The 17,458-nt window shown below is 33.2% G+C and carries 19 protein-coding genes; 16 read left to right on the top strand and 3 right to left on the bottom strand.

Annotated elements, in window-relative coordinates:
• Nucleotides 1–298: 298 nt before the first annotated feature.
• Nucleotides 299–1,852, bottom strand: coding sequence for an aldehyde dehydrogenase family protein (locus ACE193_RS18385; protein ID WP_375563371.1), 1,554 nt, complete (start codon nt 1,850–1,852; stop codon nt 299–301).
• A 428-nt stretch (nt 1,853–2,280) separates the two neighbouring features.
• On the opposite strand from ACE193_RS18385, the gene ACE193_RS18380 reads away from it, so the two are divergent.
• The 4 genes from ACE193_RS18380 to ACE193_RS18365 all read left to right on the top strand — a co-directional run bounded on the left by ACE193_RS18380 (nt 2,281) and on the right by ACE193_RS18365 (nt 5,640).
• Nucleotides 2,281–2,658, top strand: a complete 378-nt coding sequence (locus ACE193_RS18380; protein ID WP_375559680.1) for a hypothetical protein — start codon at nt 2,281–2,283, stop codon at nt 2,656–2,658.
• 533 nt (nt 2,659–3,191) lie between these two features.
• Nucleotides 3,192–3,761 carry a hypothetical protein gene (locus ACE193_RS18375; RefSeq protein ID WP_375559679.1) on the top strand — a complete coding sequence of 190 codons (570 nt, stop codon included), beginning with the start codon at nt 3,192–3,194 and terminating at the stop codon, nt 3,759–3,761.
• Entirely contained in the window at nt 3,758–4,093 is a 336-nt protein-coding gene (locus ACE193_RS18370) for a hypothetical protein (RefSeq protein WP_375559678.1), read from the top strand. Before ACE193_RS18375 ends, ACE193_RS18370 begins: the two co-directional genes overlap by 4 nt.
• Nucleotides 4,094–4,854: 761 nt before the next feature.
• Nucleotides 4,855–5,640 carry a hypothetical protein gene (locus tag ACE193_RS18365; protein WP_375559677.1) on the top strand — a complete coding sequence of 262 codons (786 nt, stop codon included), beginning with the start codon at nt 4,855–4,857 and terminating at the stop codon, nt 5,638–5,640.
• Here ACE193_RS18365 and ACE193_RS18360 read toward each other — a convergent pair.
• Nucleotides 5,637–6,758, bottom strand: a complete 1,122-nt coding sequence (locus tag ACE193_RS18360; protein WP_375559008.1) for a transposase — start codon at nt 6,756–6,758, stop codon at nt 5,637–5,639. The genes ACE193_RS18365 and ACE193_RS18360 overlap by 4 nt on opposite strands.
• 33 nt (nt 6,759–6,791) lie before the next feature.
• Nucleotides 6,792–7,523, bottom strand: a complete 732-nt coding sequence (locus tag ACE193_RS18355) for a hypothetical protein (RefSeq protein WP_375559676.1) — start codon at nt 7,521–7,523, stop codon at nt 6,792–6,794.
• A gap of 94 nt (nt 7,524–7,617) precedes the next feature.
• Between ACE193_RS18355 and ACE193_RS18350 the strand changes: the two genes are divergently transcribed.
• From ACE193_RS18350 to ACE193_RS18295, 12 genes are all read left to right on the top strand, one after another.
• Nucleotides 7,618–8,052 (top strand): hypothetical protein, encoded by a 435-nt coding sequence (locus ACE193_RS18350; RefSeq protein ID WP_375559675.1) that lies wholly within the window; start codon nt 7,618–7,620, stop codon nt 8,050–8,052.
• 15 nt (nt 8,053–8,067) lie between these two features.
• Nucleotides 8,068–8,379: a hypothetical protein gene (locus ACE193_RS18345; RefSeq protein WP_375559674.1), complete on the top strand. Its 312-nt coding sequence runs from the start codon at nt 8,068–8,070 to the stop codon at nt 8,377–8,379.
• Between the two features lie 44 nt (nt 8,380–8,423).
• Nucleotides 8,424–9,248 carry a hypothetical protein gene (locus ACE193_RS18340; protein ID WP_375559673.1) on the top strand — a complete coding sequence of 275 codons (825 nt, stop codon included), beginning with the start codon at nt 8,424–8,426 and terminating at the stop codon, nt 9,246–9,248.
• A gap of 46 nt (nt 9,249–9,294) precedes the next feature.
• Nucleotides 9,295–9,510, top strand: a complete 216-nt coding sequence (locus ACE193_RS18335) for a hypothetical protein (RefSeq protein WP_375559672.1) — start codon at nt 9,295–9,297, stop codon at nt 9,508–9,510.
• Between the two features lie 9 nt (nt 9,511–9,519).
• Nucleotides 9,520–9,921, top strand: coding sequence for a hypothetical protein (locus ACE193_RS18330; RefSeq protein WP_375559671.1), 402 nt, complete (start codon nt 9,520–9,522; stop codon nt 9,919–9,921).
• Between the two features lie 5 nt (nt 9,922–9,926).
• On the top strand, nt 9,927–10,826 hold the full coding sequence (locus tag ACE193_RS18325) for a hypothetical protein (protein ID WP_375559670.1): 900 nt from the start codon (nt 9,927–9,929) through the stop codon (nt 10,824–10,826).
• 145 nt (nt 10,827–10,971) lie between these two features.
• The gene (locus tag ACE193_RS18320; RefSeq protein ID WP_375559669.1) at nt 10,972–11,646 is read left to right on the top strand and encodes a hypothetical protein; all 675 of its coding nucleotides are present in this window, start codon (nt 10,972–10,974) and stop codon (nt 11,644–11,646) included.
• 7 nt (nt 11,647–11,653) lie between these two features.
• Entirely contained in the window at nt 11,654–12,031 is a 378-nt protein-coding gene (locus ACE193_RS18315) for a hypothetical protein (protein WP_375559668.1), read from the top strand.
• Between the two features lie 89 nt (nt 12,032–12,120).
• Nucleotides 12,121–12,279 carry a hypothetical protein gene (locus tag ACE193_RS18310; protein ID WP_375559667.1) on the top strand — a complete coding sequence of 53 codons (159 nt, stop codon included), beginning with the start codon at nt 12,121–12,123 and terminating at the stop codon, nt 12,277–12,279.
• A gap of 77 nt (nt 12,280–12,356) precedes the next feature.
• Nucleotides 12,357–15,644, top strand: a complete 3,288-nt coding sequence (locus tag ACE193_RS18305) for a zincin-like metallopeptidase domain-containing protein (RefSeq protein WP_375559666.1) — start codon at nt 12,357–12,359, stop codon at nt 15,642–15,644.
• Complete coding sequence (locus ACE193_RS18300) at nt 15,641–17,155, top strand: hypothetical protein (protein WP_375559665.1); 1,515 nt, start codon at nt 15,641–15,643, stop codon at nt 17,153–17,155. The genes ACE193_RS18305 and ACE193_RS18300 overlap by 4 nt, the downstream gene beginning before the upstream one ends.
• A complete protein-coding gene (locus ACE193_RS18295) occupies nt 17,152–17,436 on the top strand; it encodes a hypothetical protein (protein WP_375559664.1) in 285 nt (94 codons plus the stop codon). Before ACE193_RS18300 ends, ACE193_RS18295 begins: the two co-directional genes overlap by 4 nt.
• Nucleotides 17,437–17,458 lie beyond the last annotated feature (22 nt).

Genomic DNA, 17,458 nt, shown 5'->3' with positions numbered 1-17,458 from the left:
GATAATCATTTTTTTAGACCAAACATTAAAAAAGCGATATTTTAATGTTTAGTCTGCTTTTTGCCTCAAACATAGTCATTTTTTACTGTAAACATCAAAAAGTCTATTTTTTTAATGTTTGCTTGATATCCAACCTTAAAAGAAAGTGGAAAATGTAAGCAAACAGCAAAATCTCATTATTTTTAGACAGAAAAAAAACCTATAAGGACTAATCAATCCTCATAGGTTTAAAAAAATACTATTTTGAAGACGTTGTTAATGGTCGGTAATCCGACCTTAGCAAGCGTCGATTATTTACTTATATATCAAACTTAATTCCTTGAGCTAAAGGAAGTTCTGTTCCATAATTGATTGTATTTGTCTGACGACGCATATATACTTTCCAAGCATCAGAACCCGATTCACGTCCTCCTCCAGTATCTTTTTCGCCACCGAAAGCACCACCAATTTCTGCACCTGATGTTCCGATATTTACGTTAGCGATTCCACAATCAGAACCCCAATGCGCTAAAAATCCTTCTGCTTCTAACATATTTTTAGTGAAAATAGAAGAAGAAAGTCCTTGACGAACATCGTTTTGCATAGCGATTGCATTTTCTACTTCGCCAGAATATTTCAATAAATATAAAATTGGTGCAAATGTTTCTTCCTGTACCATTTTGTATTCATTTTTCGCTTCTACGATTGCAGGAGTTACATAAGTTCCTGATGCGTACTTTTCGCCTTCTAATACTTCGCCACCACAGATAAGTTTTCCACCTTCTGCTTGTACTTCTTTAAGTGCATTTTCAAAACCTTTAACAGCATCTTTGTCGATAAGTGGCCCTACTAAAGTTCCTTGTTCTAATGGATTTCCGATAGGAAGTTTTGCATACGCATTTACTAAACGCTCTTTGATTGTATCATAAACAGAATCATGCAAAATCAAACGACGAGTAGAAGTACAACGCTGTCCACACGTTCCAACTGAACCAAAAATAATAGCACGAATTGCCATTTCTAAATCAGCTTCTGGAGTAACAATAATTGCATTGTTTCCACCTAATTCCAATAAAGAACGACCCAAACGCTGTCCAACTGCTGCGCCAACTGATTTACCCATACGAGTAGAACCTGTTGCCGAAACTAGAGGAAGACGCTCATCTTCTGCCATTGCTTTTCCAATAGTTGCATCGCCAATGATTACAGAGAAAATTCCTTCTGGAACGTCATTTTCTTTCAAAACATCAGTAATAATATTCTGACAAGCCAAAGCTGTAAAAGGAGTTTTTTCAGATGGTTTCCAAACTGAAGCATCGCCACAAGTAGAAGCCAACATCGAATTCCAAGCCCAAACAGCTACTGGAAAATTGAATGCTGAAATAATTCCGACTACACCAAGTGGGTGATATTGGTCATACATACGGTGCTTCGGACGCTCAGAGTGCATCGTAAAGCCATGAAGCTGGCGAGAAAGTCCGACAGCAAAATCACAAATATCAATCATTTCTTGAACTTCGCCCAAGCCTTCTTGATAGATTTTACCCATTTCATAACTTACCAATTTGCCTAAATTATCTTTGTGCTTACGAAGAGCCTCTCCTATTTGACGAACAATTTCGCCACGTTGAGGTGCAGGAAGTGTACGCCATTTTTTGAATCCTTCTTGTGCCGTTTTGATTACTGTATCGTAATCTTCTTGAGTTGCCATATCAACCGAAGCGATAAGTTTTCCGTCAGCAGGAGAGTAGATTTTTTTAGTTTCTCTATTTGAGCCAGTAGAAGCCCATTTTGAACCTGTTGAATAACAAGCATTGTGTTCTTTTATTCCTAATTCGTTCAATACATTTTGTATTGTCGATGTTTCTGTCATTGTTGTCATACTGTTTGTCTATTGGTTTTGAATGTGTAGTTTATTCTAATTTTTTACAAAGAAACAAAAACCATTTTTGATTTAGAAATTACAGTACGTTTTCTACCAAAACATTATACTTTTTCATCGTCATTTCGTCAAAAAACATACTGACATGGTTAATCATAAAACAAGTTTGATTTTCTTCTATCTCAATAGCTGAAACCCAAATACTTTCGTTACTTTCTAGTAAATAAGCAGTACGAATTTCTATACACTTATATTAGTGTAAAAGAAAAAAGGCTAGTAAAATGAATTACTAGCCTTTTAGTTGCTGTTTATTATGAGTTAAATTTCTATCCTGTGGAGAAGCAATAGCTATCCAACGTGGAACAAAATCAGAAAAAACAATACGCAATCATATCAAAAAAATGTGTAAAGCAGGTTTTATGTTCAAGCCAAAAAAAGAACAAGACATTTACCGTAAATGGTTTAACTTCTCTATTTTCTTAGATATTGAACACCTAAAAACGTATGAGGGAATTACCATCGTAGAAGCTACTACAAAACTATTACCTCAAGCGCACAAGTACCAAACTCTCAAAAATGACCTTATGAGCATTGAAGGAGTTACACAGGAGCATAAAGAGCTGCTACAAAAATTCTCTTTTGATTCCTATCTATATGGTACAAACAAACTGACTATTAAGTGTCCAAAAGATGCCTTTGATAGTATCAAAAACAGTTCTATTTGTACTATCTATACTCGTTTACTAACTTCTTATTTTGGCGAAAAAGTGTCCGTACAACACGTTTTTAACGCTTAAAAAAGAATCCTTCCTTTCTCTATTTTTCCAAAAAAAATAAAAGTTGCTCCAAAAGCAACCCTATAAAGAACACCCTAAAAAAAGCATCAAAAATGAATAATACGGAAAAAATTACCACTATTATAGTATTTATATGTAATGTTTCTCTGTATATATAAATACTTAAAAATACATGTAAAGTCGGTAAATTTTTCCGAATTGTGGGAGTGGGTCAAAAACAGAAAAAAAAATACACTGTGGAATCTGAATATCTGTATAAAAAAATTACAGAAAAAGAGTTTGCTCCTCTGGCTAATTGTAGGAAACAAAGAAAAACAGAAAAAGAAAAAAGGCAAAATAAAACGAAGAAAGAAGGTGCTGCGCTTTGAAGTACAGAGGAAAAAACAACCGATGTATTCCGAAAAATTAGACAAAAAAAATCTTGCTAACGTATCAGCAAGATTGTCCCAACTAAAATGCAAAAAAATGCAAAATTAGCCTTGAGTTTGAGGTTGCTCTCCAGCAGAGCCTCAATACAAATATACAACAAAACTATGAATACAGCAACAAAATCACGCATTCCAAATAATAAATTAAGAGTTCCATGTCGTTACAAACTTGTTTTGTATTTCAATGAACAGGAACAGAATAATGAGGGTGCATTTGTAGATAAAAAACGAGCATTATACGCTCAATACTATGACCATGACAGTCAAAAAGTTTTAGCTTATTTTAAAGACTTTGTAGATAAAATCATTAAAAATCCTATCCAGTACAAAGTCAAATACGGTACTACTCTCAAAACGGCTATCATCGTGGATAGAGTAGAAAATACAACCATTTGGAAGCATACCGTACCAAAGTCAAACCCTACTTATTTTCCACAGGTTAGTGCAACAAGTGAAGCCTACGAAGAGCCAAAAGAAGAGTTTGCAAGTGAACAGGAAATCAAAATAGCACTTGACCAAATAGAGGAGTGTTATATCTCAAATGGTATGGAAATAACAGATACCGAATATGAGAAAGTCAGAGCAGAGTTTGAGCGATGTAATTCTGAATTTCTTGAAAGTATGCTTAATTTTCGTTTAAAAATGGTTCATCATATTGCTAATCCAAAACAATGAGAAAATCAACCTCATTAACTCTAAACAGTCAATCAAAATATAATCCTGCAACTCAAAAATGGACGGTTTACGTACCAAATACACAAATTTGGTATATGTTACGGCTACTAGAAGACAAACTATTTAAGTTTAATAATAGCGTTTCACACAACGCTGTTACCGATGATACATTTGTGTTTTTTATGCAAATATATCTATATGAGCAAGTAGTCAAGCATTTGAGAAGTGCAGCACAATCAAACAAAAATGTTTTAAAACTAAATAAAACAGAAGCTAAAGCACTAGCCAAATTGGGTGAAAATTGCAATGCCTATCTGAATAAAATTATTTAAACCCACAAAAAAAGCCTTCAAAACTAAAAAATTGAAGGCTTTTTTAATTTTCTCTTTTTTTTGATTGTAATTAGTGTGTATTTAGTCTATTTTTATCTGTACTCTATCTGTTTTTGTTTGTATTTAATCTGTACCTTATCATAACTAATTCGTGTTTTATCTTTTTTTTAAAAGCACACAGGGCATGTGCATAAAAACTTTGTCAGTAGTTTTTTGGTAATCCAAAATAGCTCTGACAATAGTTTTGGATATTTTTTTACTATTGACAGCCTTCTGAAAGAACTATCAAAGTTAAAAAAAAGCTCAGACCCTAACAATTTGGTTAGGGAAAAAGTATAACTTATGTTTAAAGTTGTAATTTATTAGAAAGAGTTTTTTTTACTAATTAGAGGGACGTAAGATAAAATAGCAGTATATTTTTTGTTTGTAGCACTTTGAAAGGAGTTAAAAATGTAATGAGATATATAAATATGGAATTTATTTTTGTTTAAATGATTGAAAAGTTACTTTTTTTCTAAAATAATTTAATTTAAAACAGATAAAATGCAATTATTAAAAAAGTAATAGAACAATAATATTGTGGAAAACAATCAATTAACAGGGTTTTATTCTGATTTTTAACCAAAAAATGATTTTTTATGTGTTAAAAATTGTTTGTTTAGATTTTTTATATGTTTTTTGCTCTATCTGTTTGAGTTTATTTTTTAATGTAATACATTTGCGTCTTGAATAATCACATTATCATTCGCAAAGGCATTACCATGAAATCATTTCAATTTTATACGCTCTCTCTTATTGTATTTTTACTGTGTTTGTACAGTTCTGCAAATGGACAATCAATACCAAATCAATATTCTGCAGATCTAAGTATTTTACCTCCTTCTCCTAATGCAGCTTCATTGGCTAAGTATGCAGAGATACCTGTAAATATGCACACAGGAACTCCTCAGATTTCTATTCCTGTAACCTCACTTTTAGGATATCAATTATCTACTGATGTATCTATCAGTTATCATAGTGGAGGGATTAAAGTAGCTGATTTTGGTTCTTGGGTAGGGTTAGGTTGGAGCTTGAATGCAGGTGGTATTATTACTCGTTCTGTAAGAGGATTACCTGATGAGATTAGAAATAGTAATACTCCAAGAGGTTATTTACATTTACCTTTTCATCCAGAAAATTTATGGGATATAAATAATAATCAGGATGAAACTCAACAAAAGGTAGCAGCTGGTAAGTATGATGGACAGCCTGATGAGTTTTCTTTTAATTTTGGAGGCTATGCAGGCAGTTTTGTTATGAGGAGAAATAAGGGTACTGGTGAAGTAGAGCCTATACTATTATCTTATCAAGAGCTAAAAATAAAACGTATTCCTCCTGTTTTTAGAGAAGGTGCTGGATATTACGGAGATGGAAATGCAAACTGGGCAGATCAAAAATGGGAGATTATTACTCCAAACGGAACACGTTATATATTTGGCATAGGAAAGAATTTTGAAAAAACACAAAGTCATACCACTTATTACAGTACTGGACATGTGTTAATTTAGGTTGTATTTTGAGTTTTAGATTTTTGCACTAATTGGGTTATTATTTTTAATATTTTGTCTATAGAAGTAGCATAAAATACTACTTTTCCATATCCGATTCTAAAAACAGACTCGTAAAAGGATTCATTGTCTTTTTTTACTCTTTGTTTTGTTTTTACTCCTTCTAAGATACAGAGTAAAAAAGATGCAATTACTAATGCCATTAGAACACGAATTTTTCTTGGGTTTACCATTCCTAACTCCTCTAAATGAAATCCATTTGTTTTCAAATGTCTAAATAAACACTCTATTTTCCATCTGAGATAATAGATAGCACTAATTTTCTCCTTTGTTAAACGATATTTGTTGGTTAATAAAATGACAAACTTTTCACTTTCTTTTGCTGCTTGAGCATTATAAGAAATCACTATTTTTAGTTTTTTTGCAAAGTCAGTTTCAAATTCTTGGCTTACTAGTTTGCCTGATTTAGCTTTTTTAAGTAAGCTGTGGTATTTTTTAACTTCTAATTGATAATCTCCCTTACAAAGACGAATAATGTAAGTATATCCTTGTTCTTCTAAATACCTAAACCAAACTCTACCTTTATACTCTCTATCAGCTAAAATTGTAAATCTTTTTAAAAAAGGATATAACAATAAAGCCGATGCTAATAAACTTTTACGATGAGCAACAGTAGAACTACCTTTTCGTTCTAAATTGATCCAAAAAATAGGAATAGCCATTTTTCTATAAATAACACTTAAGACCAAAACATGATAGGTATATTCCCCTAATTGCCAAACACTACCATCCATAGCTAGATAGAAAATTTCTTTTTTTATGTCTTTTCTATTCAAAAAAGAGCCTATACTAAAAACTAGAATCAGCTTCCATAGTGTTTTTTGAACATAGACATCCAAAAAATAACGAGTAAGCCGTTTATAATGAGAATCAATTTGAACAGTAGGAGAATTTAAAAAAATACCTACTTGATTTTTTAATTTGTTTAGATTAACAGTTTCTTTTATCAGAATACAGCTAATAAGCAACAAAGTAGCGTGAACATAATGGATAGGAATATCTGAAAATTCCTTTGTATATTTGTTCAGCAGGACGGAATAGAGTTTTTTGGTTTTCACACTTCTAAATTAACTCTTTCTGTCCTTTTTTTGTCAAAAATTTAACTCATGTCCAGTACTATACTCGAGAATGTAAATAACAGTAATTCCTTTTAACTTGCATATTTCTAATTTTTTTTTGTCGTTTTGAGTAGTGTTTTCTTTTATAAATCTTTGATTGGTTTTTTTACTATAATGTTGCCTTCCTTGATGCTCAAATGCAAGTTTCAATTCTTTATTATATCCATCAAGTTCCATTATAAAACCCCGTTTATTTCTTAACCAACTGGGTCTAACTTTATTAAATGGCTTATTAAATATTTTTTCAAAAACTAATCGACAAACTCTTTCTCCAATGCCTGAATTACAAATTGGACACCATTTTCCACGCTTCATATTATTAGGTGATATATCCCAAATATGATTTTCTGCACACTGACATGTTACTTTAGTCATATCGTTTTTGTATTCCGTCGATAAAAGTTTCCCACCTCTATCTTCAACTACTTTTCTTACATCTTCAAGTGTATGAGGAGCTGAACCATTACACTTTCTACACCATATTCCTTTTATGATATGACCAGGGTAAGTTATCCATTTATGCCCTTTGTTACATTCAACTGATAACTTAGTTTCAGCAGAATTTTTATATTCCTTTGTATGAAGTTTTCCTCCCTTTTTCTCAACTATTTCTCTATAAGTATCAATAGTATTACGCTTCCAATCATTTGCTTTGCTTGACGCACAGTATGTACTTGATGAAGTCGTGAGTGCAAATAAAATCAAATTACGCTACCAAGATAAACCCTCTCCAAGCAATCCGACGACAAGCGTAAATTATCCAGTTACATTAATAGTTCGCTACGAAACAGCATAGAATATGAAACCTAAATATATTGTTCACGAGGTAAAAATGGATTTGAACAAAGTAATAAAAAGTTCTTTTCGTATGCCCACCGATGCAACAAAAATTATAGGTATTGCAGCCGTATGTAACGAAACAAACGAGTATTACAAAGTTGATTTGAGAACGATTGCAGAAGTGAGTGTAAATCTAAATACAGATGTTTCCTCTTTTTTTAGGATTAATGTCAAACTTCCTCAAGCACGAATCAAACGAAAACAAGAATTAGATGCGCTTTTATTGCCTGTCAAAGCAGGAGATATAATAGAAGTTATCAGCATAGACAAACTCAACACAAAATATTATTGTCAAGACAGTTTTTCTAGTGGTTTTTCTACTGCCTTTGGTTCTACACCGAAATTTTGCCCTAATCCAAATTATACAATTACGCTCGTTTTGATGTATGCGTAAACGAATATCAAAATTATGCTTGATTATATAGAAAGACGTTGCAAAGAGCTAAAATGGACAAATTACGCTATCAAAATTAGATTAGTCATTTTAGAATCCGAAGAAATTAAGACTGAAAACATGCACTATGGCGAGTTTTGGGTCATTGATAATCCGAATACTGACTTTGGTATTTTGGTACAATTCGATAGAGGTTATTTTGGAGAATTTGGAAAGCAAACCAATGATAATACTTTAGAACATAGTGGTAGCACACAAATAGAAAACATTACTTACAACCGTCAGACCTTACAGTTTTGGCAAGTAATTAATTTAGAACCTCAATAAATTTACTCAAAAGAAATTCCCTATTTCACAAAAAACAACAACTCATGGCAAGTACCTATATAGAAAAACCATATTCAGATAGCGCAATAGATATTTTACTCAAATTCGTAGAACAAGGAGATAAAGATTATGATATTGAAATTGATGAACAACCTATTGTTAGCCGTACTGATAATGTAGAGCATTTTTACGATTTTGTAAATTATATAAATCCTTCTACTCAATTTGTTTCTATCCGAATTTATAAAGGAAAAAGCAGAAATTATGACCGTACTGTTCTATTTCGTAAAAGTAATGGATTGAATGGAACACCGTCAGAAGCAGCAAAAAACGCCTACGACAACAAACCCAAGTTTGATATTTTGAAAGAAAAATCAGATTGGGAAAAAGATAGAAAAATTGAAGATTTGACAGAAGAAGTCGCTTATCTGACCGAACAAAACCGAATCATTAAAGAAGAAGCAAAAAGCAAAATTGAAGAAACAAAGAACGCAAATAGTTCTTTAAGTGGAATCTTAGAAGCTATTGCACCAGCAGCCATTCAAGTTTTAGCAAATTCAAAACTCTCTAAAACGTATCCAACATTGGGAATGCTCAGTAGTTTGTATGAAGAAGAACCACAAGAGCCAAATGCTCCCAGTTATAATCCTTCACAAAGCACAAATGAAGTGAAATTTTCAAGTAGTTCGACTACTGAAAACGGACTTACAGAACTTCAAAAAAAGGAACTCCATTTTTTTGAGCAACTCAAAAAGAGCTTTCAAGATTTTGAACTCGCTACCATTTTTGATTTTCTCAAACGTGCAGCTCACGACAAACAACTTTTAGAAAATCTTATTCCTCTCACAGAAACAGAAAACGAATTTTAAATGTACAGACGTACCGTTGTACGTCTTGTAGTACCCAAAAAAGCCTATGCCTACTTATAATTTTAACAATTTTGATGCAGCTTTTAAAGCTGAGAATGACGAACAAGCACTAGAATTAATGAAGGCTTTTAGTCAGATGCTCAATAAAAACACGGATAATTTAGACGGACTTCTGACCATTGCAAATCATATCAATAGTGAATCTAAGCAGTTCAAGATGATAAAAAGCCTTGCCATGAAAGCCGTAAAACCTAAGAAATAAAACGTTTTTATGAATCCATTATTAGCCGTTAAAGCAGCCGAAATACTACCCAAGTTAGCTACTCTAGCCTTTGTTATTGCTGTTCCTGTAACGACTGTTATTCTAGTCAAAAAAACGGTTCGTAAGGCACAAGAAAATAACAATTTTGGACAGGCTACAAATGCAGAAAAACCAGAATTTTATGCTGTTCAATTTTTTAGTGCGCTTGAAACTTCGTGGTACGATTGGAATGTGGACGAAGAAGAATGTCAGCGTTTAATCAAATTGATGCCCTCAAAACGCTTTTTTTCAGATGTAAATCAATCGTATCAAAAAATGACAAAAGGAACTCCTTTAACAAAAGACCTTTTGAAAGTAGGTAGCGATGATTATAAAATGATTTCACAATTAATTGAGCAAATACCAAATTAGAAAAAATGAATACAGGATATATTCTATTAGCAACTGCCGTAGTTGCAGGAGGAGCAGGACTTTTTGTAGCAAATACTGAAAACGAAAAAATCAAAAAACTGATAGGAAAGGGAAAGAAAACAGAACCTATAAAAGCAGTTCCAGTAAAAACAAATACAGGTAGTGGTTCTTATTCCAGTTCAAATACAGGCTATAATACAGCAAACGGTATTTCTTCACGAAGTCCAAAAAGTGATATTATTAGACTTCAAAATGCCCTCATTTCAGCAGGACATTTAGCACCTACACAGCGTACAAGAACAGGTAAAACGGTTTCTAGTGCAGACGGTATTTGGGGAAATGATACAAATATAGCCGTTTCAAAAGCAGGTTTATCTGTTCCAGTTTCAGAGCTGCAATTAAATTCTCTTACTAGAAATAGTGGCTCTAGTTCTTCATCAGCTACTCAAATTCAATCTAATGCAGACATTACAAAATACATCGCAGACGAATTGAAAAGTGTTTGGTCTATTGATTATAGCACCATTCATGACACCCTCAAACCCCTAAAAAAGAGTGATATTAAAGAAATTGATACCATTTATAGAAGAGAATACAATGAAAAAGGATTGAAACAAATGTTTCAAAGTACCGATAAAGGAGGGAAAGTTTCAGTTTCTACATTTAGCTCACGAGCTATTCTTGAATTATTTGCAGATGCAGGATTGAGTGGTTTGGGAGAATTAGCAGAAGTCAGAACAAGACATAATTGTACGGTTGTGGACGAGAAAAAAGGACATATTGTAGTAGGAAAAAATTTGATTTTAGGAACAGTTTTAAAATCTAATTCAGAAAAAACACTTATCCAAACCATAGACGGAAAACAAGTTCTTGCCAATACAGACGACCTTGTAAATCATAATTAACTTTTGATTATGAAAGCGAAAAAAACAACAAGTATAGCCTTAGAAGTCTTGTCTTATGTTATTCCAATAGGATTAGCAATACGATTAATTTTTATTGCCTTTTCAAAATCTAAAAAATAATTTACTGATAACTGATAACTGAATTATGTTGCTCCCTACTTTTTTAAAGAACTCAAAATGGAAAGTTCATGAACGAGCCTATGAAATAAACATGGTCGGTTTTCGTGCAAATCGTACAAAGGCAAATTCTTTTGATGATACGTTTGTAGTTTTTTTTAAAAACAAGTATGGTTTTTTGGAAATGCAACGCTACGAATGTACTACCGATGCAGGAACTTTTTGGCTAGAAAGTCCAATGATGCCACAAGGAACAGCCATTTTACAAGCAGGACAATATGTAAATGCCTATCAACTCGGTTTTCACAGAGGAAAATACAAAGCATTTGTTCAGCGTGGACAAGTCAAAATCCGAAGAGATTATGATAGAAATGCAAAACTAGATTTTCTCAATGGAGAAGTCATGAACGGAAATTATGGCATCAATATTCACAGAGCAACAAGCAACGGAACATCAAAAACAGTTGATAAATATTCAGCAGGTTGTCAAGTTTTAGCCAATTCCTCAGACTTTGCAGAGCTTATCAGTTTTGGAGAAAAACATGAAAATCTATACGGTAATACATTCACTTACGGACTGATTGACAACCGAAGCCAACAACGTACAATCCTCAGAAGAACAGCAGTAGTTACAGGACTTTGTGCAGCAGCGTATGGAGGTCTTAAAGTTTACGAAAATCAAAAAAAACACACCTTAAAATAGTAAAATTATGGCATATCTGAACGGAGGAAAAATAGCACCAAAAGACAACACATGGATTAAACCAGTTGCAGCTCTCGCAGTAGTGGGAACGGTTATAGGAATAGGAGTTTGGAAGAAAGATGATATTATGAAAGCCGTAAAAGGCAAAAAATCACAATCTGTAAATGGTTTGAACGGAAGAAAAAGGAGAAAGCCAAAAAAAAAAGGCTTAGGAAAAGTTCAAAATAAAGGACTTCAAAAAATGATAGCTATCAATAAATCAGCGAAGTCTTTACAGCATCAATCAGGCTATGAAATGCGAAATGTAAAAGAAGTAGAAGTAAAAACGGTTCGTAAATCAATGCCTAAACTCTCTTGGAAAGCAGCTATCCCCCACAAGATATAAAAAAGCTCTCACTTGTCTTTACCGAGCAAGTTATATAAAATCCTCAAAAACGTGCTAAAAATCTATACAAATAAACCTCAAAAACTATCATGGCTAAGAAAAAAACTACCTCAAAAGGCAAGTCAAAAAGCAACAAAGGCACTCAAAAATTAAAAGCGATTGTTGCACGAGCGCACAAAATTCGTGAAGCCAGTCCACGCAAAAAATGGACAGCTTGTATCAGTCAAGCTGCAAAGGAATTGAGATAATCAACAATTAAAATACACGTACTTATTCTATTATGCCTACTACTCTAAAAAGAAAAAAAACTACACGTACTAAAAAAATGAACAGGAAAAGTGTCAGTTTAGGACGTGCCTATGATGATGTAAGAACAAAAGGCATTTTATTAAAAGACGGTATCACTTACAATCGTCAAAAACCTATTACAAAAATGCTTAAAGGCAAAGAGATAACTATTTCCTTTGCTTTTAATCGCATTGTAAAAGGTTTTTATGGCATTATTGAAGCTGAAAATTTACAGCCTTCTCACAGTACAGGCGTTCAAAATCCTTTTCATTTTCTACCAGAAGCACAGCCAAGAAACCGTAGCACTTCACAAAGTGGAAGAGAAACACCTCAATTAATTGCACGTAATTTAAGACCAGCCGAAATTATAGAAGGTGCAAATGCTTATACAGGCGCACCAATAGCCAATTTGAGAGGGGAAGTAATACAAGGAAATGGACGAGCTGACACACTCAAAATTTATTACTCCTTAGAACCCAATGGCGAAGTCTATAAAAACTATTTTGTTGATGGTTGTAATGCTAACTTTTTGGGTTTTTCTGCACGTACAATAAAGTCAGAATTAGCCAAATTCAAGAAGCCAATTTTAGGACGTTTTTGTGATGTTTCCGATGAAGAATTTATACAATTAGGACAGTTTCAAGCTAAAGATTTAGAAGCTGTTAGTTCAGAATCTTCTGACACAAAGGCACGAGTAAATCGTATTTCAGAAACGGATTTAGCCAAAATGATTGATGCTCTTTTGAGATATGACAAAGGCGACGATTCTCTGACTGAAATTATACGCAATTCCAATGCACTTGCTTATTTTGTAAAAGCTAAAGTTCTACGAGCTGATGAGCTAGAAAAGTACACCAAAAATGGACAAGCAAATGCACAGGGAACTGAGTTTGTAAGACAATTTTTATTGCAATTTCTCTTTGAGCAAGGCAAGGACACCAAGACGAGCCAAAAGTTCGAAAACCTTCCACACCACACACAAAAGGGCGTTGAAAAATCATTACTCTATGTTTTGAAAGTTCATTGTTACGCTGATTGTGATAGTACAGACCATTCTATTACAAAAGAAGTAAGTAATGCGATTGGTGCAGCATACGATTTTTTACAACAATCTACCTTTAATTTTCCTGCATGGGTAAAGCAAACACCAGTATTTGAGCCGTCGCCAAAAGACCGTTTTTCTCCTTTAGAATTGGAGTTAGCAAAGGTTTTTAGTGAAGGCAAAACACAAAAAGATATTGTAGATAAGTTTAAAAAATACGCTTATTATGCAACAGATAGACCTGCTACAATGCTTGAAAAAGAAGAAAAAGCACTCTCTAAAAATGAAGCCTTACAAAAGGCTTTTAGTATTTCTTTGAGTGGTTTGGGTTGTACTTCGTCGTGTGCTTGTCAGAAGAAAAAAGTTTTGAATGGTTGTGAGTGTGATAATGAAAAACCTACTTCTACACCAAAAACAGAAGATATTTCTTTTAATACAAAGGACTATAAATATCAATTAGTCAATGAATCTAATCCTAAGAAGTTACGACTTCAATCAATAGGCTTAGTTGCTGGAAGAGCTGCTGGAGAGATAAAGCAAGGCGATTATTTGATGTGGAATTTTGGAGAAATAGAGTATGTAAGCGACATAAAAAGTGAAACGCCAAAAATGCTAGTTATCCAAACAGTAAGTAAAAAAGGATATACTGGAGAAAGAAAATTATTGAAAAGTAGATTGGTTTGTATTTTAGAAAAGAAAATTACCTCTACACCAAATGAAGTAGAAAAAGAACCTTATCAAATGACTTTTAATACCTATATGCACTTAGATAAAGGCTATAAAAAGGATTTTAATCGTTTTATTAATGTAGAAAAAGAAGTAGAGAAAGAACGTATTTTTGATAAAGAAAAAAGAGCAAAGGCAATAAGTTGGAGAGAAAAACAGTATAAAATCCTCTTGAATACTACTAGAGAATTATTAAGGGAAAGGCATAAACACGAAGTAGAAAAAGCACTTTCAGAAGGTAAAACAGTACCTAGTGAAGTATTAAAAGACTATCCAGACTTACAACAAAAACCTACTTCTATACCAAACGAAACAGAAGACTTTGAATTACAACTTGCTATTGCAAAAATGAAAATGTTAAAACTAAAAGCAAAGGCTTTACAACTTGATGATTTAGATGGTTTGTATGGTCTTGAATGTATCTATGATGATACCGAACTTGGAGGTCTTGATGGTCTTGATGGAAAAGATGTTTACGAAATTGTCAATGAGAAAATTTTAGAAACAATTCAGCAAGGCAATTTATCATGGCGACAAACATGGAAAGTGAAAAGTAGGGGAGGAGCTGCTGCAAATTATGACAGTAAGAGAGCTTACACAGGTGCAAACTTCTTTCTCTTAAACTTCATTTTGCCTTTGATGGGAGAAGATTTTGAATACCCTTATTTCCTTACTTTCAAGCAGATTCAAGCACGAAAAGGAAAAATCAAAAAAGGCTCAAAAGGCTATCCAATTTTCTATTACAATATAGTCAGAAAACACAACGGTAAAAAAATATCAGAAGACGAATACAAACGCCTTAAAGCAATGGGTGTAAAAAGTTTTGAAGAAATGCGTTTTCTGAAATATTATACAGTATTCAATATTGCAGCCGTTGAAGATGTTGAGTTTGATTTGAGCAATTTAGAAAAAAGCGAAAAAGTAAATTATGAGTATGAAGCGATTGAAGCTGCTGAAAAGATTTACTACAATATGCCCAACAAACCCAAGTTAAAAGTAGATACAAAAGCCTATTATTCTCCGAGTGGCGATTATGTAGGAATGCCCCCAGTCGTAACCTTTGAGAGTCCACAGAATTTTTATAGTGTTCTTTACCACGAAATTGTCCACAGTACCAAACACGCCAGTAGGCTCAATGACAAGACAAGAGGAGGGAAGAAGTTTGGAGATAAAGAGTACGCATTAGAGGAGCTAGTCGCAGAGTTAGGAGCGTGTTATTTATGCGCTGAAAGTGGTATTTTATTTCACACCATAGACAATTCGGCTGCTTATCTAAGTAGTTGGAATGCAAAACTAACTAAGTCTATTCAAGAAGACAAAACTTTTTTCTTGAAAGCTGCTGCAAGAGCGCAAAGAGCATCAAATTATATTCTTGATTATGATAAAAATGGAGTTCCAGCTTATCAACGAAATGAACATTATGAGCCTATTCCATTAGAAGCAAGTACCGTCAAAACACCTACCAAAGTTATTAAATCTACTGAAAACGAAGAGATAGAAATAGCGATTGCAAAAATGAAAATGTTAAAACTAAAAGCGACAGCCTTACAATTATGATACAAAAACTAACTTATACAGAAATAAATTCTCTTCCTCCTAAACTCCGTCATTTATACGATGAAGCAAAGGAAATTACAAGTAACTTCAAACCAATGTTTTTGGCAAATAAAGACATTGCCGATTCACTTGAAGTTATTTATGGGAAAATTACAGACTATTTAGATAAAAATAAACCAAGTGAACCTAAAACGGTAAAACTTCCTACTCAAAAAAAAACGAATAATTCAAAAGCTAAAACTGTAAAGTCAGACCGTCGTCTGACTGAAAAGCAACCAAGGCACTTGCCAATGGTTATTCGTACCCCACAACATCCAAAAGACAAAGAAGTAAAAGCGAATGAACTTGAAAGTCAGTACTCCCTAACTTTTGTAAAATCGTTTTTACTGATGATTGGAAAAAAGAAGGTTCGTAAAAATTTACAAAGTCTTCTTAATCGTATCAATAAAGCAGCCGATAAAAAGGAAATTAGAAAAAAATCTATTCATGCAGAAGCTGTCAAATATGTAGCTGAAAGCCTTGTAGCTGCACTAAATACGGATTATGCCACTTTTGTTTTTAAACTGGATAAAATAGGAAGCGAAGTTTTAGAGCCGTATATGAATGTAAAAGAAGCATTACCAAATGTTTTACTTCGTTCATTCTATAATTCTCAAAATAAGAAGTTTACTAAAACACATGCTAATCTTCTCAAACGCTTAGAGAAAATAGAAAATCAAGATAACCCTTTTAGTATTGAAATTTCAGAAGCTATAAAAGTTCTCAAACAAGCACAGAAAAGTAACTCTACTATCAAGGCTACAAAACCAACTTTACGAGGTTTAGCAGGTCTTTGTAAAAAAAAAAGTAGTCTAAACGGTTTTGAAAATGTAAGTAGAAAAGCTGTTATGGCTGGAGCTGCGAGTGGTGCAATCGGTGGAATGATAGGAACGGTTTTACAACAATCTTTAAGTGGTGTTGAACTCTTAGAAGTGGATTATGAAACAATGGATTTGAGCTTTGATTTTTCAAAAATTGGTCTTGATGATATGCCTAAAAACGCATCAATTTTGGTCTATGGAAAACCAAAACATGGCAAATCTACCTTTGCTCTTCAACTAGCAAACGAGCTGTCCAAAAAAGGTTCTTTACTCTATGTCGCAAATGAAGAAATGATGTCAGACGGCAAACCATCAAAATCATTACAGGATAGAGTGAAGCGCATCGGTTACACTCATTCAATGCGTTTTTCTAAAAATTTGAATGTTCCATTACAAAACTTTCAATTTATTGTCATTGATTCAATCAATGCCTTAGGTTTGGATATTCACGCTTGGAGAGATTTGAGAAACCAATATCCAAATAGTTTTTTTGTTTTAGTCAGTCAAGTAACAAAGTCTGGAGTATTCAGAGGTTCGCAAGAATGGGCGCATGATGTTGATGTAATTGTTGATGTGAAAAATGGAAAAGCTGATATTATGGGACGTTTTGGAAGTGGAGAATATGAAATTTTTAATCAAAACATACTATGAAAATCTATCAAAAAAACGGTTTAGTCATCGTAGAAGACAAAGGAAAAATTATTGATTCTCTCCCTGCTGCTGATATTCGAATAACAGCTTCAAAATTGGGAACATTGATAACCTCAATACAGCATAATTTTTATAGAAATGTAGAAAAAGTACAGGACGAACAAGGCAATGAATATACTACTGTAAACGATGTTATAGGCTATTTGACAGAAAATTTAGGGTTATCAAAAACAGAAGACATACGAGAATTTTCAGATGATTTTTCAGATGAATTTGCTTAAATCACTTATTAAAAAAATAGAA

Origin of the sequence: Bernardetia aquimarina (genome assembly GCF_042180575.1) — a bacterium.
Taxonomy (GTDB): domain Bacteria; phylum Bacteroidota; class Bacteroidia; order Cytophagales; family Bernardetiaceae; genus Bernardetia.
The sequence above is the reverse complement of the archived record's forward strand: the minus strand, read 5'-3'. Positions and strand labels throughout refer to the sequence as shown.

Coding starts and splice junctions, on each gene's coding strand:
- ACE193_RS18385 (WP_375563371.1), bottom strand. CDS start 1,852: ATGACAGAAACATCGACAATACAAAATGTATTGAACGAATTAGGAATA.
- ACE193_RS18380 (WP_375559680.1), top strand. CDS start 2,281: ATGTTCAAGCCAAAAAAAGAACAAGACATTTACCGTAAATGGTTTAAC.
- ACE193_RS18375 (WP_375559679.1), top strand. CDS start 3,192: ATGAATACAGCAACAAAATCACGCATTCCAAATAATAAATTAAGAGTT.
- ACE193_RS18370 (WP_375559678.1), top strand. CDS start 3,758: ATGAGAAAATCAACCTCATTAACTCTAAACAGTCAATCAAAATATAAT.
- ACE193_RS18365 (WP_375559677.1), top strand. CDS start 4,855: ATGAAATCATTTCAATTTTATACGCTCTCTCTTATTGTATTTTTACTG.
- ACE193_RS18350 (WP_375559675.1), top strand. CDS start 7,618: ATGAAACCTAAATATATTGTTCACGAGGTAAAAATGGATTTGAACAAA.
- ACE193_RS18345 (WP_375559674.1), top strand. CDS start 8,068: ATGCTTGATTATATAGAAAGACGTTGCAAAGAGCTAAAATGGACAAAT.
- ACE193_RS18340 (WP_375559673.1), top strand. CDS start 8,424: ATGGCAAGTACCTATATAGAAAAACCATATTCAGATAGCGCAATAGAT.
- ACE193_RS18335 (WP_375559672.1), top strand. CDS start 9,295: ATGCCTACTTATAATTTTAACAATTTTGATGCAGCTTTTAAAGCTGAG.
- ACE193_RS18330 (WP_375559671.1), top strand. CDS start 9,520: ATGAATCCATTATTAGCCGTTAAAGCAGCCGAAATACTACCCAAGTTA.
- ACE193_RS18325 (WP_375559670.1), top strand. CDS start 9,927: ATGAATACAGGATATATTCTATTAGCAACTGCCGTAGTTGCAGGAGGA.
- ACE193_RS18320 (WP_375559669.1), top strand. CDS start 10,972: ATGTTGCTCCCTACTTTTTTAAAGAACTCAAAATGGAAAGTTCATGAA.
- ACE193_RS18315 (WP_375559668.1), top strand. CDS start 11,654: ATGGCATATCTGAACGGAGGAAAAATAGCACCAAAAGACAACACATGG.
- ACE193_RS18310 (WP_375559667.1), top strand. CDS start 12,121: ATGGCTAAGAAAAAAACTACCTCAAAAGGCAAGTCAAAAAGCAACAAA.
- ACE193_RS18305 (WP_375559666.1), top strand. CDS start 12,357: ATGAACAGGAAAAGTGTCAGTTTAGGACGTGCCTATGATGATGTAAGA.
- ACE193_RS18300 (WP_375559665.1), top strand. CDS start 15,641: ATGATACAAAAACTAACTTATACAGAAATAAATTCTCTTCCTCCTAAA.
- ACE193_RS18295 (WP_375559664.1), top strand. CDS start 17,152: ATGAAAATCTATCAAAAAAACGGTTTAGTCATCGTAGAAGACAAAGGA.